Consider the following 22682-nt stretch of genomic DNA (forward strand, 5'->3'; position numbering starts at 1 on the left):
TAGTTGAGTAGTTTATGATTTCTGAGACGGCTAAAGTGCGTTCAAGTCTATTATGAAGTCTAAGAAAGAGTGAGTAGATCACCAATAGATTCAACATTATTTATGTAGGTAATAACATTCCCCAACTCTTTTATAAATTGAAAACATAAGTAACGTAATATTATGAGCTTTTTGTTATTATTAACATTATTAAGTTTTCGTCTATACCTAAATGACATATACCCTTAGACCTTACCAGCAAGAAGCCGTAGAACGCACCGTTTTACACTTTAGAAAGAGTAATGATCCTGCCGTTATTGTGCTACCAACCGGTGCAGGTAAAAGCCTTGTTATTGCTGAACTTGCCCGTATTGCTAAGCAAAAAATATTAGTGCTTGCTCATGTAAAAGAGCTGGTAGAGCAAAATTCGCAAAAATATAAAAGTTTTGGTTTAGAAGCGAGTATATTTTCAGCAGGTTTAAAAGAAAAGTCATTAAACCATCAAGTAACCTTTGCCAGTGTGCAATCACTTTCTCGTAATTTAAATAAATTAAATGAGCATTATTCGTTACTTATTATTGATGAATGCCACAGGGTAAATGGGGATAAAAAAAGCCAGTACGGAAAAGTAATAAGTAGTTTAAAAGAATATAACCCTCAGTTAAAAGTATTGGGTTTAACAGCAACACCATATCGCCTAGGAATGGGGTGGATATACTATCATCATTATCATGGCTTTGTTAAAGGGACTAAAGAAAGCCCGTTTAAAAGTTGTATTTTTGAATTGCCGCTCAGGTATATGATCAAACATAATTATTTAACGCCGCCGAACGAAGTTGATGCAGCGATTAGCCATTATGATTTTTCGTCTCTAGATAGCAATGCATTTGGGCAATATACGACAGATGATATGAATGCGCTTTTAAAAAACAGTGAGCGCGCAACGAAAGCTATATTACAGCAAGTAATTCAGTACAGTGAAGAGCGTGAAGGTGTTATGGTTTTTGCCGCCACGGTAATGCATGCTCAGGAAATATTAAGCTACCTACCAGCTCATCAAAGTGCACTTATAACAGGTGATACGCCAAACACTGAGCGCGATAAAATCATTAAGCAATTTAAAGCTAAGCAATTAAAGTATCTAGTTAATATATCGGTACTAACAACCGGCTTTGATGCGCCACATGTCGACTTTATAGCTATTTTAAGACCTACAGAATCGGTTAGTTTATATCAACAAATTGTGGGGCGAGGTTTAAGGTTATCTGAATCGAAAACGGATTGCTTAGTAATAGATTATGCCGGCAATGGTTTTAATTTATTTCACCCTGAAGTAGGTGACAAAAAAGGCGATAGTGATAACGAGCCTGTACAAGTGCTTTGCCCAGGTTGTGGGTTTGCGAATATATTTTGGGGTAAAACAGACTCCACTGGCAAAGTAATAGAGCACTTTGGCAGGCGTTGCCAAGGCCTATTAGAAGATGATGATGGACATAAAGAGCAGTGCGATTATCGTTTTAGGTTTAAAGAGTGTGAGCAGTGCGGTGCCCAAAATGATATTGCTGCACGTAAATGCCATGATTGCGGCGCGGTAATGGCCGACCCTGATGATAAGTTACGTAATGCATTAAACTTAAAAGACGCACTTGTGCTTCGATGTAGTGGGTTGTCGGTAACTCAAATTAAAGATGAACTTATTAAAATAACGTATTTTGATGAAGATGGTGCAAGTTGCGATGAGGTATATAACCTTGCAAATAAAGGCGGGCAATTTATATTTAATAAGCAATTTGGTCTACGAGTAGGACTTGGACAAACACCTATTAATTTTAAAACTGCAGAGCAAGTAGTAAAAGCACAATTTGAATTAGTACCACCGGATTTTGTTATTGCACGAAAAAGCAAAAAGTATGGTTGGAAAGTGGCTGATAAGCTATTTGACTATAAAGGGGGTTTTAGAAAGGCAAATCAGTTAAGCCGCTAAGCTTAACTGACAGAGTACATTGAACTAACAGGCAATTAAGCTTCGTCACTGTCCATTAATCCCCAGCCGTCACCGTATCCATTAAAGCTATTAGCAATGCTTTCAATGTATTGCTCTGCTTGTCCTAGAAGGGTGTGCTCTGGCACCATTTGTACTTGAGTGATTACTTCCCAAACGCCAGTGTCTTTACATTTTTCAAGTTTAGCATTTTGAACTAATGCATCAGAGACTATTTCTTTAGCAAATTTTTCAGCATCGGCTTCTTGTTCAAATAAAATAAAAAATCGACTTGGTGCATTTTATTTAAATCAATGCCAGCAGCGGCTATTTCGGCTAAAAGTTGGCCGTTATCATCATCAGGGAATTGCATTAAAAACTCATTTAAAATTAATTTTTTATTCGTAGGCGCTATTGTAACTAAAATATTGTCTTAACGCGTACTAATTTTAATTATGCTGATATTTATTCAAAGTTAAATTTACGCGTTAGATTGTTATTAAGTTAATGTGTTGCTCATTATGGCTATGCTAATATGCGCGTAATTAGCCAGTTTTATGTAAGATTTTAAAAGTAAGGATATTTACTTGTTTATTAAATTTTTACGTTGCATATGTGTTGTGAGCGCTTTAATTGCGACAAATAGCTATGCGGCAGAAAAAGTCATAGAAGATTACGAAATTAAAGGGTTAAGTGGCGATTTAGAAAATAACGTAGCCCTTTATCTCAAGCAGTTAATTGGCGAAAAGCCAACCCGTACACTTCGTCGTTATGCTCAAAAACAAGTACAAAATAGCATCAAAGCACTTGGCTATTATAGCCCGACCGTCGAGGTTATTTATGATAAAGACGACAGTGAGCTAATTGTTAAAGTAGAACGTGGGCCTGCAACTCGTATAGAAGCAATTAATATTACGCCAAACGGTGATGGTCAAAATGATCCACAATTACAGGCATTGATTAAAAATACTAATTTAAAGCAAGGCGATGTTTTAAATCATGGTAGATACGACTCTGCTCATAAAAAAATAGAATCTATGCTACTAGAGCTTGGCTATTTTGATGCCAAGTGGCCAGCGCGCAAATTAGAAGTGTCGATTAAAAAAATAGTGCTGCTATTACTTTTATAATTGATACCGGAGTTAGGTATCAGTTTGGCAATATACAAATTGCCAGTAGTACACCCGCTGAAAAATACATACGCTCTATAGCGCCTTTCTCTCAGGGCCAACCTTATAAATCAACGCATATTGCTGACTATAACCTAGATTTATCAAGTACCCCTTATTTTGCGAGTGTGCGTGTTTATGCTGACATTGCAGCGCGTAAAAACAGCCAAGTACCGATTAAAGTTGAAGTATTACCCAAGCCAGCTAACAGCTATGAAATTGGCGGTGGTTTTAGTACTGACTTAGGGCCTAAGGTGCGTTTTAAATGGAGTAAACCGTGGATCACAGAAGACGGCCATTACCTCGAAACTAATTTAAATGTGGCACAAAAGCAGCAAGATATTTCCATGGCTTATACAGTTCCGGTTGATGATCCTAATGATGATTTATGGCGATTCTCTGTCGGTTATAAATTAGAAGATGAGCTCACAAACGACACTTACAGTGAAATATTAACAGGGCAAGTTCAGCGCCAATGGTTGACCGAAAATAAGTGGGTGCGGACTGCATTTTTACGCCGCGACCAAGAAACCTACCGTATTGGTGATGAAGACGAAGAAAGTACCGAAATGTTAATGCCTGGCATTAGCTACGCGCGCAAAAAATCAAAAGGCGGCACGACTCCCTATTGGGGAGAGCAGTGGCTTATATCTGCTGAGTTTGGCTTAGATGATGTGCTTTCGAGTACTAATTTGATTAGGGTGCAAATGCAACATGCATGGCTACGCACTTATTTTGACCGCCACTTGGTGTTTTTAAAAGCGAATGTGGGAGCAATGCTTGTTGATGATATTAACAACGTGCCATTTTCACTTCGATTTTACGCAGGTGGCGATCAAAGCGTTCGTGGTTTTGCGTACCAATCAATTTCGCCTGAGAACGATGACGGCGAGCTAATAGGTGGTAAGTATTTACTATCGGGCACGATGGAATATAACTACCAGTTTGCTAAAAATTGGCGAGCAGCTTTATTTGTAGATGGTGGTACTGCGACTAATGATTTTTCTGATGATTTTGAAGTAGGTGCTGGTTTTGGTTTTCGCTATTTAACACCCGTTGGCCCTGTGCGTATAGACCACGCTTGGGGATTAACAAAAGAAAGTAAAAGCACACGTTTAAGTATTACCATAGGGCCAGAAATTTAATGTCATTATTAAAAAAGATTACAGCCGCCGTAAGTGCTATTTTTGTCACGTTAGTTGTTGCACTATTTTGTTTGTTATTTACCGCACCCGGTAATCAATTTATTGCTTATAGTGCAAACAAAGCGGTAGATGGACTACATATTGAAATTAAAGATGGCCGTTTTATTTATAACGATGCCTTTAATGTACGCTTTACTAACAATGGGCTGGATTTTAATGCTCAACAATTGAAAATTGATTTGTTTTGGTGGCAGTGCGATGGAATTTGTATAGATAACTTAAGTGCTAAATCTATAAATTTAACATTACCAAAAACTGCAGAGTCAGAAGAAGAAGCCGCGGCAGAGCCGCTTAAAAAAATTAGCTTACCTTTTAATATTGCTGTAAAAAACATTGCGATCAATAAATTTACTCTAGAGCATCCAAGTGCAAACGTAAGCGTTAATAACTTTAAACTCTCAGCAAAAGCAGAGGGTTCAAAGCTGACGGTTAAAAGCCTGAATATTCCCACCATACTTATTGCTTTAAAAGAGCAAGAACAAGATGCGAAAACACAAACGGCGCAAAATACTCAAGCGCCTTTAACGCACCTACCTGCATTACCTAATATAGAATTTACTTCGCCACTTGACTTAGTTGTTGAAGACTTTGAAATAGCTAACATTACGATTGAGCAAAACGAAGCCCAGCATGTTATTGAAAACATCTCGCTGCAATTAAGTGTGGAAGATGCGGTTATTAATTTAGAGTCATTCTCAGCAAAGTATGAGCAGTGGCAGCTTAATACGCATCTTAACGCTGAGCTTACAGGGAACTTGCCCGTAAAAGGGGATGTTGTTTTACAAAGTGACGAGCATCAAGCCAATTTGCAGTTGAATGGCGACTTATCAAATCTAAACTTAAATTTAGAAACACAGGGGCAATACCCACTTAGTTTAACGGCAACAGCAAATTTAAAGCAAAAAAACTATCCGTTTGAGTTAAATGGAAAAATTAAGCAGTGGCTTATTGATGCACAAAGTAATGAGCTTAAATTGCGAAATGTAAGCCTTAACGCACAAGGTAATGCCGACGACTATCAGCTTAGCCTACAGGCGAATAGCCAACTAGGCGCGTACCCAGCTGTTGACTTAAATACCCAATTAAAAGGCAGTCTTACCAAAGCAACTCTACAAGCGCTAGGCATTAAAGCAAACGAAAGCAGTGCAACTATAAAAGCCAATGTTGATTGGCAAAAAGGCATACAGGCTAACTTTAATGGCACGCTTGCTAACTTAAAAGCGCAGTACTTAACTGATGCCGTTACCAGTGATATTTCAGGACAGTTTAAAGGCTCGTTTAATGCAGCTGTCGACAAGTGGCAGCTACAAATGAATAATACAAAGTTAAGCGGATTACTTAACGACGTGCCACTAGAATTTGCCTCAAACTTTAAGCTCGACAACACGTTAAAAGCTAATATTGATAGCTTTTATTTAAGTAGCGGCACCAATAAATTAGCACTAAGCGGTCAAGTTGATGACACTTGGCAGGTTGATGGCAAAGTAACACTAAAAAGTGATGAAAAAGCTAATATTCCATTTACTGCCGACGGCAACGCAAATTTAAAAGTGAGAGGGGAAAGGTTAACGCCCTCTGTTGATTTAGCACTAATACTAGATCGCTTTATTTTTGATGAAATAAACATTAATAAATTATCAGTAAAAGGGCAGTTAGATACCGCAGCCGATTGGCAAACCGATGTTTCGGTAAGTGTTGGTTCGGCGCTGGTGGCCGAACAGCAAATTAATAGCGTTAAAATTGATATTAGCGGCGACAAAACAGATCATCAACTTACGGCATCTGTAGATGCCGAGCAAGGCAGTATAGAGCTTGAAGTTAATGGCAAAATTAATAATACCACTTGGAATGGCGAGCTTAGTAATGTAACGCTCAGCGATAAAAAGCTTAGTTTTAGTAATACTAGAAATATTGCCATTATGGTTAATACGCAAAGTGGCGACTTTGATGTAAGTGCACATTGTTGGGCATCTGATCAAAGTGAATTATGTATAGACACCTTAGCGCAGTCAAAAAATCTCGGTCAGTTAAATGCTAAACTAAGCAACTTAGCACTTGAGGAGCTTAAGCACTTTTTACCTAATAGCATTCGTACTCGCGGTAATATAGCTGGCGATGTAGCACTTAATTGGCAAAGCGGCGCGCTTAAAACATTACGCGCAAATATCGATTCTAGCGACTTAGAAGCAGTGCTAACCTCGGAAGAAGATCGTTTTAAATTACCAATCGAAACTTTAACTATTAGTGCGTTTTCGGATTCTCAAATTGGCAAGCTTGAAGCTAATTTAGAATCAAGTGTATTAGGCAAAATTAATACACAAATTAATATCGACGATATACAAAATACGCAAGCGCTTAACGGCACTATAAATATTGATAAAATACTCCTTTCAGACTTACAACCTTTTCTTGAAACCCTTGAGCAGTTAAAAGGTGATATTAGCGGTAAAGTCGCGTTAGCAGGTACGTTAAAAGATCCATTATTAAATGGCGAGCTTAATGTGAGCGATATTAGTTTAGAGGGCGAGCAATTACCTATAGCGCTGCAAAAATCAAATATAAACGTATTGTTTGATAAAACAACAGCCACAATAAAAGGCAACTTAAACGACAACCAGGGCGGTAAAATAAACCTCACCGGTGACGTTGATTGGCAAGGTGCGCAACCTGCTGTAAATGTGGCGGTAGTTGGCGAGCAGTTTTATGTACGCGCGCAGCAAGGGGTTACTTTTAAAGTATCGCCGGATTTAAAAATAGGCTTGGCTAATAATGCACTCAAGCTTGCTGGTGAGGTAGTTGTGCCTTACGGTCGTATAATGATTGAAGAGCTTCCTGAGGGCGCGGTGCAAGTTAGCGATGATGAAATTATTGTTGATCAAAAAACCGAGGCCACAGAAACAGTCCCGTTTGATTACGACATAGATTTAAAAGTGATTGTTAAAAACGATGTAAAAGTAGAGTCGTTTGGCTTGGAATCAAAAGTTGCGGGTGATTTAGCGATAAAAATGAGTCAAGGTGCACCAATTATAGCCACAGGTGAGCTTAACTTAATTGAAGGTACTTACTTAGCCTTTGGGCAAGATTTAATAATCAGCACCGGGCAAGTCGGTTTTAGCGGTTCAATTGAACAACCATTTTTAAATATTAAAGCAATACGTAACCCCGATACGACTGCAAATGGTGTCATTGCAGGGGTGACGCTCACGGGTAATGTTGAGCAACCAACGCTTAAAATATTTTCTGAGCCTGCGATGGATCAAGCACAAGCACTTGCATATTTACTTAATGGCCAACCTTTAGGTGATGGAGAAAGTTCGTCAAGCGATGCTATGCTTACACAGTTATTACTCTCTCAAGGGGTTAGCCGCAGCGAAGGGGTTGTTTCTAAGGTAGGTGAAACCTTTGGGTTGTCAGATGTAAGTTTAAGCTCATCAGGTAGTGGTGATAGTACCAAAGTAGAAATATCAGGATACGTAGCACCCAGTTTGCAAGTTAAATATAGCGTGGGTGTATTTGATTCGCTCAGTGAAGTGGCTGTGCGTTATCAGTTACTTTCACAGTTATACATAGAGATAACAAGCGGCCTATATCAAAATGTTGATGTGCTATATAAGTTTGATTGGGAATAACTAAAACTATAATAATTATAAGGATATAAGCGATGAAAAAAATTATATTGCCAGCTCTACTTAGTGTTTTATTGAGCGGTTGTGCTCAACAACTCGGTGATGATGTTGCTAAACAAGAGCTACCTTTATTGAGCGCGAGTGAGGTAATTGCTAGTGCAACAGATAATGACTGGCGAGTAGTGGATGCTCAAAATATTTTAAAGATAACGCTGCCAACGGGCGATGCGTACATTGAGCTTAATGAACAGTTTGCTCCAAAGCACGTTCAAAATATTAAAAAACTAGCGCGAGAACGGTTTTATAAAAATACTAGCGTTTATCGGTTTGTTGAAGGTTTTGTAGCGCAAGGCGGGGACAGCTCGGGTAAAAAGTTAATTAAAACGGCAGATAAAACAGTCCCTGCTGAGTTTTATTTAACAACAAACAAACCACTTTTAATTACTGAGCTAAATGGCGACGGATATGCACCAGTTACTGGCTTTTTAAACGGCTTTGCAGTTGCTCAAAATTCAGCACATACGCAAACATGGCAAGTGCATTGTAGTGGTGTGTTTGCAATGGCGCGCGATAACGATATAAATAGTGCGAGTACGGAGTTTTTTGTAACGATAGGGCAAGGCCCGCGCTACCTTGATAAAAACATTACGGTGTTTGGTCGAGTGCTAGAAGGTATAGAGCATTTTAACCGTTTAGCGCGTACGCCAAGTGCAGGAAAAGCATTTAACCCAATTACCAATATACAAGTCCTTGGCGATGTACAAAGCGATAAAAGTATATTTAAAGTGATGAAAACAAACTCATCGGTGTTTAAAAACTTAATCAATGCTCGTAAAAACCGTGTTGAAGCATGGTTTGTTAAAGCACATAACTACGTTGATGTGTGTGGTATGCCCATACCCACTAAGCGTGAAGTTAATTAAAGAATGTAAAAAGGAGCCTAGGCTCCTTTTTTAATACTCATATTTCAGTTTAAAATAAACTACTGACGATTAATTTTAACTGCAAATGGCGTATCGTTATAATGCGTAGAGCGATACGGGTTTATATCAAGCCCGCCGCGACGAGTATAACGCGCGTAAACCTCTAACTCTTTAATATTAAGTTGTGTTGTTAAATCGCTATAAATACGCTCAACACACTGCTCATGAAATTCGTTATGCGTTCTGAACGAAATTAAGTAACGCAGTAACGATTCGCGACATATTTGCTCGCCTGTGTATCGTATAATCACACTTGCCCAGTCAGGCTGGGAGGTAATTAAACAGTTCGATTTAAGTAAATGGCTATAGAGCGTTTCTGTAACTACGTTATCATTTTTTGCTTTAAGTGAATTAGCATCAATATCGTAATTATTAATCTCAATATCTAAGTCATCAATACATTCACCTGGCAGCGCTGTACACGGTAAGCAATTGTAATCATCAGGATTATATAAAGTCACTTTGACAGGGCTGTTAACCGCGTTTGATAAGTCATCAATTAAATGCTGTTTTACTACATCAATGCTTTCAAATCGGGTTTGGTTAAAGCTATTTAAATAAAGTTTAAACGACTTTGACTCAATAATATGGCTGCTTTGGCATTCAAAGGTAAATAAGGCCACGGCAACTTGCGGCTTACCTTTAGTATTTAGCCATGAAAGCTCGTAACCTGTCCAAATATCTTGGCCTTTAAATGGAAGCTCTGCTTCGTCAATATTTAAAGCATCACGATTTAGTTTGCGCGCAATAGGGAAAAGCAAGCTTGGCGTGTACACATCTACATACTCAGTAGATTGGCCTAATACGCTACCTTTAAGGTCTGGAGAATTGCTGTAATCTGTCATGTTTGCTCTTAAATAGTTACAATAGGGACATTATATCTAATTTAAATGAGTTTCACAGTATGTCTGTTGCATTGCTTATAGAACAACTTCATCAAACATTTAGCGAAAATACCCTTAAAAACACCACAAAGTACCCACTTATTGCGCACGACGAGCAATGGCCAAGCCCATGTGAAGTTGGTGAGGTTGACGAGCAAGGAAACATTCAATGGCAGGGCGCGCGTCAGCAACCTGCAGGTTCGCTTAATGATTTAGCCAGTGCACTAGAGCTTGAGTTTCCAAAAGAGCTTAGCGAGCTATACGGACATATGTACGGTGGAAGTATTTTAGCAAGTATTGATGGGCATCAGGTTGAATTACTACAAGCATGGAATGAAGAAGATTTTAATTTACTACAGCAAAATATAACGGGCCACGTTTTAATGAAACGCAAGCTCAAGCAACCAGAAACAGTATTTATTGGTTTAACAGATCAAGATGATTTACTAGTGAGTGTATTGGTGCACACTGGTGAAGTATGTTTAGAGCACGTAGGCAAAAACACACACCATGTACTTGCACCTAACATTAATGCTTTTTTAAAGGCATTAGAGGTTTAAAACGTGTTTAATAAATCAGCTTAGCGTTATCACTAAGCTGATTTTAAGCACTCACTAAAGTTGTTACTGAAAATCCCACGATATATTAGACACTAAGCCACACGGCTCACACCTAAAGTCGAATAACCCAAACCACGATTCAGGTAATTTCCAATCGCCATTGCAGCTAGGGCATTTTCGTTCAAGTTCAGACGCTTTATCTACGCCGCCTACACGGTATAAATAATAATAGGTTGGCTTTTTAGTTAAAAAACTAATTCGCTTTGTTATGTCTTTTCCGCGTCTGTATAAGTCGCTTTGGATACTCGATATTTCTTCAAGTGCCGGAAACTCACAACGGGTTGCGCCATTAATTTGAATTTGATCGCAGGCTTGCCAATCTTCTTGCCATTTTATAAGTGTTTTATAGTCACCATTAGCAATTGCCGGAATACGAAATAGCGGCACAGGCAAAAAGTCATCACCACAATAAAGCGGGCTGCACGTATGCACATAGGTTGTATATAAAATATAACCAGATGGTTCTTTGCAGCAATCAGCGCCGTTGGAGTGAATATCTTGTCCAATCACTTTTACTTTTGGCGCAAGTAGCCCCGCACTATGTAACTTTTCGATACTGTGCTTAACAAACGGGCTGTTATTTAGCGGGTGCATTGCATCTTCAGTAGGGCACATCACTCGGGTAATAAAAAAGCCGTCTTTTAAAACGGTTGGAAACTCTTCACCCATTATTTGACCATTAAAACGCAGTGCATTTACTAAGCGATTTATTGCTTGTTCGGCTTGTTCTAAGGTGGTGTCTTGGTAGCAATCAAAAGTTAAATCAACAACGAACATTTATAGTCTCAAATTATTTTTGTTCTAGCAGTGCAAGAAGTTTATCGAGTTTTTGCTCAATTCTATCTAATTGACTTGTTTTAAGCTCAGTACTATCTGACTGCTGTGGGTTTCTCATGAAGTTATTAATTGAATCAGGATTGTTTTTATATTGGCTTACTGCTGCAATAATCATCGGCATAGGAACCGGTTGCGCCAAACGGCCTTTAGTTAGAGCTACAGTAGGGGTTTTGCCTTCATCAAGAAGGGCTTTAATTGCATCAAATACAACTGAATTCATTAGATATATAACTCTTTAGTAAAATAAATACGCAGCATATAAATGCCGCGCAGATGCTATGTTAGCAATAAATAAGGGAGGGTACATTAAATAAAGTTACTTACTTTGACGAATGCGTACATCTAACTCGTCAATTACTTCACTCCAGTCTCCGTCTTGTGCAAGGGATTCAGCTAAAAAGTGCTGTTGTGCTTCATCCCAAAAAGAAGCTTCTTGGAGTAGTGTTGTGTCTTCTAATTCATGTGAGGCAATAAATGTATCTATTTGCTCATCACTATTAGGTAATTCAAGTTGTGCAAAAAGTGTGTTAATGTCGTGTTTTGTCGTATCCATGATATTGCTCCTTTAAATGAATGAAAATTCATACTAGTACTTAACTGTACCTCCTGCTAGTTAAACTCTCGCTGAATTTACGGTTAATAATTTTAGGTATATAGTTAGGTATATAGTTAGGTATATAGTTTGGTATATAGTTAACGCAGTCTATAGCTAAAATAATAAAGGAAATACAATGAGTGTAACCACGCCAGCTGATACGTTCAGCGTACAGTATTTAGCCGCAGAAGATATTAGCACTGCAGCGAGCCTAATTTATCAGGCTTATCATGACGATCCTGTATTACAAAACATGCTTAGCTACAATGACGAAAATAAATCAGTTTACGAAAAAAAATTACGATCATTAATTCGCGAAGAGCTCAGTAGTTTTTGGCAAGAAAAGCAGCCATTAATTGGTTTATACCGCAACGATAAATTAAAAGCAGTAGCGTGTGTATTTGAATCTAATAGCCAATTACAAGCGCAGCGTTATTGGCACTGGCGTTTAAAATTAATGCTGAGTGCGGGCTACTTACAAACAAATCAATTAATCGATAAAGAACAAACAATTAGAGATGCCCTTAAAGAGAAAGGCAATTACTACTTTTTAGCTTTTATTGCCGTAGATCCGCATTTTCATGGGCAAGGGTTTGGTCGTTACCTACTACGAGGGCTTGATGATTTAGTTAAATGTAACGCTGAGTCAACGGGGATGGCTGTATTTGTAACGCGTAAAGAACACACTGAATTTTTTAAAACCGAAAAGTTTGAAGCATTTAAACACCTTACTTTTAACCAAGTAGAGGGCGAGTTACTGTTTAAATCAATAATTGAGCCAACTATTTAAAATTATGACGTAAGCCAATGCGCCCAAACGGACATAAGACCGTGAGATATATCTCACATTATCGTGAGCATTATCAGTTAAAGGCTATTAATAAATAGCCTTTTCTCATTCAAGCTATTGTAATATAAGGTCTATTTCTATTTTTCATTTTTGTGACATTTATTTATTTAATGTTAAGTCCTATTTCTCCCCCCTGATTGCTTTAAACTTCTCTTTGTCAAGACGACATAGCTCAATGATTGAGTTACTGCCAAGGATAGGGAATAGGCAACATAGCAGACGCTAGCAGGAAGCATAAAGGACAAGCTAAAACGGATACAAGGAAGAATAAGGAAGTGCATGAAGCACTTAGTAACTAGGAGTTACTTTAGGATAATTACGGATGACGCTACAGGAAGTAGCAGGAGCGTTAGTTTACGCAGGACAGCCAAGATGGCAAGTGGATATTGCAAGATGCAATAAGTGGCAGGAGCTACTTAAAAGGATTGCCAAGGATGATGCTACGGATGTAGCCAAACGATAGATTTCGTGGGTTTGCCAAGGTGGCTATGGATATTGCAGGATGCAATGTGAGGGTAAACAAGGTTGTTTACTCGTTCAGGGGATGATAATACGGATTTAAGATAGTGGATATCTAGCAGGATGCAGTCCAATTGGGGCGTAACTTTAGTTACGCCTTAGTTTTTTGTGTTGGAGTAAATTTATTAATTTAAGACACACACTCCTAAAGTATATTAAGTTTTATATTTTATGCGGCGGAACAACCACACTTTTCAAAAACTCATTTTCCATAATTAACACACCTTGATAAGCATTTTCACCATCGCTTGAAAACTCAAATATAAATTCACTTTTAATACCAGGCTTACCGTTCTTTAAAAAACCAAAGCGGCGTTTTATGCATGCAACGCTCATCAATTGCACCTGCAGTTGGTCACTTTGACGTTTAGCATGAACGTTCGCCGCTTCAGCAACCTTTCGGTTAAGCCAAAATAAGTAAATTACACTACCAATAAGTATGAACGTCCATAAACTTGCCATTTAAGAAAATAACCTTCCAATTGCACGCGCGAGGGTTTCGCTACGATTTTCTTTACGTAATAAGCCTAATAAATGCGGGCGAATAGTCGGTATTGCAACTAAGTCAGCAAAAATACTTGGAAACAATTCTTCAATTTTTTGATGATGCGCGCAATTATCCATAAATACATGTAAGCGTTCAGGGTTTTCTAATTGCTTAAAACACCGCCCAGCTATTGTTAGTAACACGTCAGAGTCGTGTCTTACCGGTGAGGTTAGTACAGTATCGACTAATTGAGCGCATAACCCTTGAGCTTGACCTTTTGATGCAGATCTTAGTGCTGCGGTTATAGCCACTGTGTCGTTGTTACTAATTGCGGCCTGCGTGTAATCAACAAGTAACTCACTCATTGAGGTTGGTATTTCAACGTGTTCAAGCATGGCACTGAGTGGTTGTAGTACTTCAATAGGTAAATGCGCCCATGCTTTTTGCAGATTACTTAAGTTTGTATCGCTGTCTAAGCGTAGTGCAAAATCGGCAATACCCTGTAGTGCAACACTTTGCCAATTATCAAAACCAATTTTACCGCTAAAGTACAGTTGTGCATGCTCGTAATACTGCGATGCAGGCTGTTTTAATAGTATTTTTACTTGGGCGTTAAATGCCGCTAATTTATTTGCGTTTGGTGTAAAAACATAAGGGTTATTATCAAGCTTTCCATCGGCTTGCTCACCTGTAATTTCAGTGCCTAGCGCTTGAATAACCATATCAGCAAAGTGATCGCGACTAGCACTTACCAGCATACTTTGCTCATCAAGTGGAAACTTTAAAAACCATACATACGGTTCTTTACTGGCTTTAGTATCCCAAAATTGAATAGCGAGCCATGCATGACCAGCAAGTGGATAAGGGTAAGGCACTTGAGCTTGTTCAATAGCTAAAAATTGTTTTTTATCAAGCTTAGTAATGTGCCTGCCAATATCAAAAGCACGCCACTGAGTACCCGCACCATCTAAAAGCTGACCTAATGTAGCTATTTGATCACTCATTGTTTTCTCAACTGTTTTTACTGCAAAATTACATTAATTATACGTCATAGCCGCCTATGAGGGAACAGGGTATAATTGCATTACATATATAAAAGAGGGTGGTTATGTACCAGCAAACCCAAACTTATTTAGTGCAGCTAACAGCACTTTTACAAAAACACGCGCTTTGGCAAAGTGAGCCAATAGACGCTGAGGCACTGCTATCAAATACTCCTTTTTGTCACGATACAATGGCATTTGAGCAGTGGTTACAATTTGTATTTATTGAAAAAATACAGCAATTAATAACACATAGGCAACCACTGCCGCGTAACTTTGCTATTGCCCCTATGGCGCAAATGACACTTGTGAATAAAGCCGGAAGCGATGAAATAATTGAATTACTAACAGCCCTTGATACCTTTTTAGGAGAACCAAATGAGTGAGCGTCCAGCGCCTATTGAATATGGCGAGCTGACTATTTTGTATCAAGATGAAAACTATGTGGCTATAAATAAGCCTTCAGGTTTATTAGTGCATCGCTCGTTTTTAGATAAACACGAAACCCAGTTTGCTATGCAAATGTTGCGCGACCAGCTAGGGCAACATGTATTTCCAGTACATAGGCTCGATAGACCTACGTCCGGCGTATTACTGTTTGCATTGAGCTCTGAAGCTGCTCGCGATATGAACCAGCTATTTATTGAGGGCACCATTGCTAAGCGCTATTTGGCCTTAGTGCGCGGTTTTGCACCAGAGTCGGTATTTTTAGATAAACCGCTTAAAGAAGAACTTGATAAAATAGCCGATAAGTTTGCAGATCAAGATAAAGCACCGCAAGAAGCGCAAACCCAGTTTAATTGCTTGCACCAAGCTGCATTGCCTATTCCTATAGGTAAGTATCCAACAGTGCGTTACTCGTTAGTTGAGTGTTTTCCAAAAACCGGGCGCAAGCATCAAATTCGCAGACACTTAAAGCACTTATCACTGCCTATCATTGGTGATGTAAATCACGGTGATAACCAGCATAATCAATTTTTTAGGGATCATTTTGAGCTAAGACGCCTAATGTTATTTGCAACAGAGCTTAGTTTTGTGCACCCTTATAGTAATGAATCAATAACAATTAAAGCGCCACTAGGTGAAGACATGCTTGAAATATGTAAGCAGCTAGGTTGGCCAGAGTAAGAAAAGGATTATTAATGGCACATATTAGTATTTTTGTAGGCAGCGTTAATGGCGGTGCAGAGCGTTTAAGCGATGAAGTTGCAACCACAATAGAGCAAGCAGGTCATACTGCAATAGTAATTACTGAAGCATCACTTGATGATATAAAAAAATGCATCGCATATTTTAATTGTTACCTCCACAACAGGGCAAGGTGATGTCCCGAGTAATTTGGCAGGATTGTACTTTGCAATGAATAGCACTTTCCCAATGCTTACCGATAAACCGTTTGGTGTAATTGCAATGGGTGACAGATGTTACGGCGATACATTTTGTGGCGCAGGGCGTAGCTTTGACGAGCTACTTCGCGATTTACAAGCAAAGCCTGTGGGCAATCGCCTAGAAATAGATGCATGTGAAGATTTTGAACCGTGGCCAGTAACCGAGCCTTGGTTAAAAGCATGGCTGGAGAAACTACCTGCTTAATACTTTAATTTTAAAGTATTAAAAAAGGAGCGCATGCGCTCCTTTTTATTTTTGTAGTTTTAATATAGTTTTATAAATTAACTACTTCTGACATCTACCTTAAGTTTTAGCTTTTGGCCAGGTTGTAAGTATTTTTGACCGGCTAAATTATTCCACTTAATAATTTCGTTAACGCTTAGATTAAACTTAGACGCAATACGTGCAAGTGAGTCACCACGGCGTACTTTGTATGTAATAGTACGGTTAGTGCTTGCCGTTGCTTGTGGTTTATTAGCTGACTTATACACAGTAAGTTTTTGATTTAGGCGCAGTACAGAGTTTTTCTTTAGCTTATTCCATTTAGCCAGCTCATCCATAGTTACGTCATATTCGCGGCTAATGTCCCATAACGTGTCGCCACTTTTAACTGTGTGCGAAAGCTTTGTACGAGTTGCTTTATTAGCCGCTAAACGCATCTGCTTTGGTAAATGCTCGCTATTTATAGCGCCATCAGTAAGCGGGACTAATAATTCTTGGCCTACTTTAATTGTATTTGATTTGAGTTTATTAAGCGATCGGATTGCACTTGAGCTCGTTGTGAACTTTTTGGCTATAACCGATAAACTGTCGCCTCGAGCCACAATATAACGTTGCCAGCGTAATCTGTTTTTAACATCAGTGTTTGCTAGTTTTTGGCTAAATTGCTCTACTTTATCAACAGGCAGTAATAAAGAATGCGGGCCATTAGGATCAGTTGCCCAGCGATTAAAACCGGGGTTTAATCTGTATAGCTCAGTAAGCGTCATGTCGGCCATATCAGCAGCAAGTGCTAAATCTATTTGAGAGCCAACATCAACCACTTCAACCACTTGTGCATTAATTACTGGTTGCCATGTAACGTTAAAGTCATCTGAGCGTTTTAATAAATCGGCAAGTGCTAATAATTTTGGTACGTAGGCTGTTGTTTCGCTTGGTAAATCAAGAGACCAAAAGTCGGTAGGTAAATGCTTTTTACGATTCTTTTTAATAGCGCGCATCAAGCGCCCTTCACCTGAATTATAAGCAGCAATCGCATTTAGCCAATCGCCTTCAAGTGTTTTATGCAAATACGATAAGTAATCAAGTGCTGCGCGAGTCGACTGCACTATGTCGCGGCGACCGTCGTACCACCAGTTTTGTTTTAAATCGAATCGCTCACCGGTTGCAGGCATAAACTGCCAAATGCCCGATGCACTGCGATTAGAATAACCAAACGGATCAAATGCACTTTCTACAATAGGTAGTAGTGCAATTTCGATTGGCATTTCGCGTTTTTCTACTTCTTCAACAATAAAGTGTAAGTAAGGTTCTGCACGTTTAGAAATACGATCTAGATACGATTGGTGGCGAGCGTAATAATTACGTTCAGTAACAACAGGGCGGTTTTGCGGTATTTCGATAGAAAGTTGGTAGCGAATTCGCTCCCATACATCATCAAACACGGGAGCTTCTTGCTCATCAGGGTCAATTTGCTGATATTGTGCGTTTACCATCAATGCATTGTTAATGTCGTTAGGACTTGCGCCTTCGAGTTGTTGGTTTGCTTGCGTGGCGACTTGAGAGTCTGAGTCTAATGTTGTCAGTGTTTGACAACCACTTAGCGCTAACGCCAAGGCTACTAATAGGGGAGATTTATTCATAAATACCAATACATCGGGTAAAAAACTCGGCGAATACTACCTATTATGAGTAAACATTGCCACTTAATGACTTTTAAAACGCAGGAATAGAATCATCACTATATTTTAAGTTAATGATTCTAATAAAATAAACATTAAAGTATTAGTTTATGCATTAAAAGTTGTCTTTGAACTGTCTCAGACTAGCAAAGTTCCCCCAAGGTTCATTGTTTTTTGTAACCGAGATGAATTTTTCTGGCACTAACTCTGTAACTGTTGGCAAATCGCTACGCATAAATGGATTTATTTTTAGCTCTTGGCCAATAGAGGTGGGTAGGGAAATTTGATTATTACTGCGTAACTCATCTACTTTTTTACTGTACGCAAGGAGTTCTGGATTGCGTGGCTCTACGGCCTTAGCAAAGGCAAGATTAGCCTGCGTGTATTCGTGCGTGCAATACACATTGCAGCTTGCAGGCAGCTCTCTTAATTTATTAAAAGATTTCCACATTTGCTCTGGCGTGCCTTCAAATAAGCGCCCACATCCGCCGCTAAATAATGTATCGCCTGTAAAAGCAAGTTCATCATTTGTGTAACAAATATGATCAAGCGTGTGCCCAGGAGTTGCTAAAATAGTAAAGTTAATATTAAGCACACTGATGCTTTGTCCATCAGAGAGTGCGTGAGTGACGCCTTTAAATGGACTATTTTCAGGGCCATAAACCGAAATATCTGGATAGGCGTCAACTAATTCAGCTACGCCATCAGTGTGGTCATAGTGATGATGCGTAATTAAAATGCCACCAAGCGTTAGTTTGTGCTCAGCTAAGTACGTTAATACGGGATGTGCTTGGCCTGGATCGACTACCCATGCTTGGTTATTGTTATCGGTAGTTAAACACCAAATGTAATTATCAGAAAAGGCTTTAATTGCTTTGACTTGCACCATGGTAAATTGCTCTATAAAGTGACACTTATCGCATAGTATAACGAGCTCAAAAAATGAAACCAGCCCTTAGTTTTCAAGAAGGACCCAAACCACTGTCGTGGCAGCAGTTTCCTCATGGGGATTATTTACGCACAGATATTGAACGTAAAATGAAGCAATGGCTGCCGCGTATGTTTGGCTATCATATGCTTAAGTTGGGTAATTTAAGTGGCGAATTAAACACAAGTATAAGTACGATTAAACACCAAGTGTGTGTTGCAGAGCCTGGGCCTTACACTGGGGTAGTTGCTGACATAGATGAACTGCCTTTTTACGAACATAGTATTGATGCTTGCATACTAAGCCACTGCTTAGAGTATCATTCAGACCCACATCACATTTTACGAGAAGCGCATCGCACGCTTATTCCGGGCGGTTATATACTAGTGACTGGTTTTAATCCGTTTAGTTTGTGCGGGCTTGCACAAATGCTGCCTTTTAGTGGTCAAAAATTACCATGGACGGGGCGCTTTTTTACCCCTGCGAGGGTTAAAGATTGGCTAAACTTACTTGGGTTTGAAATTGTAAGTGACGAACGTTTTATTTATTCATCACTGGCAAGAGGTAATAGGTTATCAAGATTTGAATTTTGGCGTACTTTTGCAAAACAGTATTTAAAGCCAATGGGCAGTGTTTATATGCTGGTGGCACGAAAAAGAGTTGCGCCACTTACGCCAATAAAACCTAAGTGGCATGCAAGGCCGCAGTTTGCACCGGTAAAAGGGGCAGGGCTTAGACAAACGTCAAAGCAACACTTTAAATCGTGCGACCAAAAAAATAATACCAATTGCATTAAATAAGTGATCTATTATAGCGCTAAGGAAATAGCACATTAACAAGGCGAAAATTGTGACATATAGTTGTTCTATATTAATAATTTTTAACGCAGTTAGTGAGTTACTTAATGCGATAGAATGAACATGTTTTTAATAAAATTGGTATAACAACTAGCTTAAAATAAATTAAGGCTGGTAGCCTACATCTTCAAGTAAATCTTTGCTGCCAGCGGCATCGCGCGCTAAATCGTCAACTATTTCGTTGTACTTATGGCCACTATGCCCTTTAACCCATTTCCAGGTTACATTGTGCTCGCTACAGGCTTTATCTAGGCGTTTCCATAAATCGACGTTTTTAACCGGCTTTTTAGCGGATGTTAACCAGCCACGTTTTTTCCAGTTAGTGATCCACGATTCGATACCTTGCTTAACATATTGGCTATCGGTTGTTAGGTTTACTTCGCATTCTCGAGTGAGTGATTCTAGGGCTACAATAGCCGCGAGCATTTCCATTCGGTTATTTGTTGTGAGTTTATAACCTTGGCTCATTTCTTTTTCGTGACCGTTATAAATCATAAAAATACCATAACCGCCGGGGCCTGGATTACCTAAACATGAGCCGTCGGTGTAAATCTCTACGGTTTTTTGCACTGTTTTACCTTGATCTTATGTACAATAAAGTGATTATAGAAAGATACCAGAATCAGGCTAAATTCGATATGGCACGTAGACAAATAGTTTTAGATACAGAAACCACCGGCATCGACCCTAAACAAGGGCACCGTATTATAGAAATTGGGTGTGTGGAGTTAGTAAATCGCCGTTTAACAGGCAATAACTTTCACGTTTATATAAACCCACAACGGCCAAGTGAAGAAGAAGCAATCGACGTTCACGGTATCACTAACGAATTTTTACGTGATAAACCGTTGTTTCATCAAATTGCCCAAGAGTTTTTCGACTATATTGAAGGAGCTGAACTAGTTATTCATAATGCGCCGTTCGATATTGGCCATATGGATAATGAATTTGCACTGCTTAATCAGGGTTATCCTAAAACAGAAACTTTTTGTCAAGTTCTCGACACGCTTAAAATGGCGCGTGACTTGCATCCAGGTCAAAAGAACAACCTTGATGCATTATGTCGTCGTTACGATGTAGATAACGGTAAACGAACGCTTCACGGCGCGCTACTGGATTCTGAAATTTTAGCTGATGTTTACCTTGCCATGACGGGCGGTCAAACAAAGCTGAATTTGAATCAAAACAAAGATGACGGCAGCGAGCAACAAAAGGGCGGTATAAAGCGTTTAAATAGTGATAGAGCCCCATTAGTTGTTCTGCGAGCAAGCGACGCTGAGCAAAGTGCACACGAAGCACGATTAGATCTTGTAAACAAAGAAGGCGGCCAATGTATATGGCGCGCTGAATAAGGCGATTTAATGAAAACGATGTATTTTGTAACAGCGTTATGTACAGCTAGTTTATTTACTGGCAATGCATATGGCGTTAAACAAGTAGAAGTGCTCAAGCGCGATGGGCATCAAAATGAGATCCCTTTACTTGATAATCGTTTTCGCATAGATAGCAAAATAGATGAAATAACACTGCTGTTTTTTAGAAAATCAGGCGCGCCTGCTGTTATTTTAGTGAGACCCGATGGCAGCAAGTACTTTGCTACTGACTCAGTTAAAAACCCTAACTTAGATTGGTTTGACGAACTTAGCTACGATTTAGTCACCATAAAAAAACCAATGCCAGGTCCTTGGCAAGTAATCGGCAGTATTTTACCCGACAGCAGAATAGTTGTATTAGGCGAAATATCTCTTGAGGCAGAGCCTCTTCCTTCAATGTTGTTTAGAGGGGAGACAATAAAAATCACCGGCAAAATACTAAACGACGGTGAGCCAATTAACACAAACCTATTTAGGGATGTTGTTAGCCTTAATGTTGACTTTGTAAGTACTAACAATGAAAACTTTGCTAACTTTGGTGCAGGCATTCAAGAAGTAGCTGAATTTAAAGACGATGGACGAGGATTTGATGAGCGTCCTAAAGATGGTGTTTTTACTGGCGAGTTTACTTTAGATTTTCCTGCGGGTGAATGGACACCAGAGCTTTACGTGGCAACACCTCTGCTGCAGCGTCGCATTGTGCAAAATACAATAGAAGTGCACGAGCCGCCTTTTGTAACCGAAGTCGCTTTAGCAGAGCAAGACACAGACGAGCATCTGTTAACTATAAATATAGACCCAAGTATTGTTAAGTCAGAAACAGTCATCATTCAGGGAAAAATCTACTATCCCAATAACGAAGAGCAAATGTTTACCATTGATGCTGCAGCTAAAGACTCAAGGCAACTTAGTGTTAAAAATTATGATTGGGGTAGATATAGTGTTGAACTGTCTGTTTTTGGCACTAATATTAATGGCCGTGAATTTATGGCAACGCTACCAACGTATAAATTTGAGATAGAACGACCCATAGAAGCGGTGCCCGAAATTGATCCTGCAACGATTATTACACCAGATAAAATGATTGAGAGTGAACCTGTTGAAGAAAAAATGGCCACATCGACAATTATTAGTTTAATTGTAGGCTGCAATACGCTTATTTTATTACTCGGATGGTTGTTAATTCGTATATTTGTTCAGAAAAAACCGATTAAATTTAAAGTGAAGCTGCCTTTTTTAAAGAAAAAGAAAACAAGCGAAGGTGATGTTGCCGACACTAAAAAAAATCAAGTCGGTAAAAATGGTTCAAAAAATGACAAATCAGGTGAAATTTTAAACCTTTCGATGACAGATGACTAAAAAACCTATAAAAAAACAAAAAAGCCCTTGACGAAATAGGGGTTGGTTCGTATTATTCACGCCGCTGTCAGGGAGACCTAAACAGCAACGAAAATAT

Annotated in this window: 19 protein-coding genes and 3 pseudogenes; 12 read left to right on the forward strand and 10 right to left on the reverse strand. The window is 39.0% G+C overall.

Annotation, left to right across the window (positions count from 1 at the left end; genetic code table 11):
• Positions 1–211: 211 nt before the first annotated feature.
• Positions 212–1963: a DEAD/DEAH box helicase gene (locus tag P20652_RS08075; protein WP_008169279.1), complete on the forward strand. Its 1752-nt coding sequence runs from the start codon at positions 212–214 to the stop codon at positions 1961–1963.
• 35 nt (positions 1964–1998) lie between these two features.
• Here the strand turns inward: P20652_RS08075 and P20652_RS18270 are convergent.
• Positions 1999–2333: pseudogene (locus P20652_RS18270) on the reverse strand (ribonuclease E inhibitor RraB).
• A 214-nt stretch (positions 2334–2547) separates the two neighbouring features.
• On the opposite strand from P20652_RS18270, the pseudogene P20652_RS18275 reads away from it, so the two are divergent.
• The 3 genes and pseudogenes from P20652_RS18275 (at position 2548) to P20652_RS08065 (ending at position 8883) form a co-directional block, all read left to right on the forward strand.
• A pseudogene (locus P20652_RS18275) lies at positions 2548–4274 on the forward strand (autotransporter assembly complex family protein).
• The gene (locus P20652_RS08070; RefSeq protein ID WP_008169289.1) at positions 4274–7963 is read left to right on the forward strand and encodes a translocation/assembly module TamB domain-containing protein; all 3690 of its coding nucleotides are present in this window, start codon (positions 4274–4276) and stop codon (positions 7961–7963) included. Before P20652_RS18275 ends, P20652_RS08070 begins: the two are co-directional and overlap by 1 nt.
• Positions 7964–7995: 32 nt before the next feature.
• Positions 7996–8883 carry a peptidylprolyl isomerase gene (locus tag P20652_RS08065; RefSeq protein WP_008169291.1) on the forward strand — a complete coding sequence of 296 codons (888 nt, stop codon included), beginning with the start codon at positions 7996–7998 and terminating at the stop codon, positions 8881–8883.
• Between the two features lie 59 nt (positions 8884–8942).
• Here P20652_RS08065 and queF read toward each other — a convergent pair whose 3' ends face one another.
• The gene (gene queF / locus P20652_RS08060; protein WP_008169292.1) at positions 8943–9788 is read right to left on the reverse strand and encodes an NADPH-dependent 7-cyano-7-deazaguanine reductase QueF; all 846 of its coding nucleotides are present in this window, start codon (positions 9786–9788) and stop codon (positions 8943–8945) included.
• A gap of 59 nt (positions 9789–9847) precedes the next feature.
• On the opposite strand from queF, the gene syd reads away from it, so the two are divergent.
• Positions 9848–10387 (forward strand): SecY-interacting protein, encoded by a 540-nt coding sequence (gene syd, locus P20652_RS08055; protein WP_008169294.1) that lies wholly within the window; start codon positions 9848–9850, stop codon positions 10385–10387.
• Positions 10388–10450: 63 nt separating this feature from the next.
• Here the strand turns inward: syd and P20652_RS08050 are convergent, their stop codons facing one another.
• From P20652_RS08050 to P20652_RS08040, 3 genes are all read right to left on the reverse strand, one after another.
• Positions 10451–11224, reverse strand: a complete 774-nt coding sequence (locus P20652_RS08050) for a Zn-ribbon-containing protein (protein ID WP_008169296.1) — start codon at positions 11222–11224, stop codon at positions 10451–10453.
• Between the two features lie 13 nt (positions 11225–11237).
• A complete protein-coding gene (locus P20652_RS08045) occupies positions 11238–11504 on the reverse strand; it encodes a hypothetical protein (protein WP_008169298.1) in 267 nt (88 codons plus the stop codon).
• 96 nt (positions 11505–11600) lie between these two features.
• Positions 11601–11837 (reverse strand): DUF2789 domain-containing protein, encoded by a 237-nt coding sequence (locus P20652_RS08040; RefSeq protein WP_008169299.1) that lies wholly within the window; start codon positions 11835–11837, stop codon positions 11601–11603.
• A 178-nt stretch (positions 11838–12015) separates the two neighbouring features.
• Here P20652_RS08040 and P20652_RS08035 point away from each other — a divergent pair, with 178 nt between their 5' ends.
• Positions 12016–12669 (forward strand): GNAT family N-acetyltransferase, encoded by a 654-nt coding sequence (locus tag P20652_RS08035; protein ID WP_008169301.1) that lies wholly within the window; start codon positions 12016–12018, stop codon positions 12667–12669.
• 741 nt (positions 12670–13410) lie between these two features.
• Here the strand turns inward: P20652_RS08035 and P20652_RS08030 are convergent.
• Both P20652_RS08030 and P20652_RS08025 read right to left on the reverse strand, forming a co-directional pair.
• Entirely contained in the window at positions 13411–13710 is a 300-nt protein-coding gene (locus P20652_RS08030) for a DUF3301 domain-containing protein (protein ID WP_008169304.1), read from the reverse strand.
• The gene (locus P20652_RS08025) at positions 13711–14739 is read right to left on the reverse strand and encodes a DUF3549 family protein (RefSeq protein ID WP_008169306.1); all 1029 of its coding nucleotides are present in this window, start codon (positions 14737–14739) and stop codon (positions 13711–13713) included.
• A gap of 104 nt (positions 14740–14843) precedes the next feature.
• On the opposite strand from P20652_RS08025, the gene P20652_RS08020 reads away from it, so the two are divergent.
• The 3 genes and pseudogenes from P20652_RS08020 to P20652_RS18280 all read left to right on the forward strand — a co-directional run bounded on the left by P20652_RS08020 (position 14844) and on the right by P20652_RS18280 (position 16371).
• Complete coding sequence (locus P20652_RS08020; RefSeq protein WP_002963030.1) at positions 14844–15164, forward strand: YqcC family protein; 321 nt, start codon at positions 14844–14846, stop codon at positions 15162–15164.
• On the forward strand, positions 15157–15906 hold the full coding sequence (gene truC, locus P20652_RS08015; protein ID WP_008169308.1) for a tRNA pseudouridine(65) synthase TruC: 750 nt from the start codon (positions 15157–15159) through the stop codon (positions 15904–15906). Before P20652_RS08020 ends, truC begins: the two co-directional genes overlap by 8 nt.
• Before the next feature lie 14 nt (positions 15907–15920).
• Positions 15921–16371: pseudogene (locus P20652_RS18280) on the forward strand (flavodoxin).
• A 77-nt stretch (positions 16372–16448) separates the two neighbouring features.
• Here P20652_RS18280 and P20652_RS08010 read toward each other — a convergent pair.
• Together P20652_RS08010 and gloB are read right to left on the reverse strand one after the other, a co-directional pair.
• Positions 16449–18029, reverse strand: a complete 1581-nt coding sequence (locus P20652_RS08010) for a LysM peptidoglycan-binding domain-containing protein (protein WP_008169311.1) — start codon at positions 18027–18029, stop codon at positions 16449–16451.
• A 154-nt stretch (positions 18030–18183) separates the two neighbouring features.
• A complete protein-coding gene (gene gloB, locus P20652_RS08005) occupies positions 18184–18957 on the reverse strand; it encodes a hydroxyacylglutathione hydrolase (RefSeq protein WP_008169312.1) in 774 nt (257 codons plus the stop codon).
• A 53-nt stretch (positions 18958–19010) separates the two neighbouring features.
• Here gloB and P20652_RS08000 point away from each other — a divergent pair, with 53 nt between their 5' ends.
• Positions 19011–19796 carry a class I SAM-dependent methyltransferase gene (locus tag P20652_RS08000; RefSeq protein ID WP_008169313.1) on the forward strand — a complete coding sequence of 262 codons (786 nt, stop codon included), beginning with the start codon at positions 19011–19013 and terminating at the stop codon, positions 19794–19796.
• A gap of 162 nt (positions 19797–19958) precedes the next feature.
• On the opposite strand, the gene rnhA is transcribed toward P20652_RS08000, so the two are convergent.
• Complete coding sequence (gene rnhA / locus P20652_RS07995) at positions 19959–20423, reverse strand: ribonuclease HI (protein WP_007378210.1); 465 nt, start codon at positions 20421–20423, stop codon at positions 19959–19961.
• A gap of 68 nt (positions 20424–20491) precedes the next feature.
• Between rnhA and dnaQ the strand changes: the two genes are divergently transcribed.
• Both dnaQ and P20652_RS07985 read left to right on the forward strand, forming a co-directional pair.
• The gene (gene dnaQ / locus P20652_RS07990; protein WP_008169316.1) at positions 20492–21205 is read left to right on the forward strand and encodes a DNA polymerase III subunit epsilon; all 714 of its coding nucleotides are present in this window, start codon (positions 20492–20494) and stop codon (positions 21203–21205) included.
• 9 nt (positions 21206–21214) lie between these two features.
• Positions 21215–22585 (forward strand): TIGR03503 family protein, encoded by a 1371-nt coding sequence (locus tag P20652_RS07985; protein WP_008169317.1) that lies wholly within the window; start codon positions 21215–21217, stop codon positions 22583–22585.
• The last annotated feature ends 97 nt before the right edge of the window (positions 22586–22682 follow it).

This window comes from Pseudoalteromonas sp. BSi20652, from assembly GCF_000239855.1.
Classification (GTDB): Bacteria; Pseudomonadota; Gammaproteobacteria; order Enterobacterales; family Alteromonadaceae; genus Pseudoalteromonas.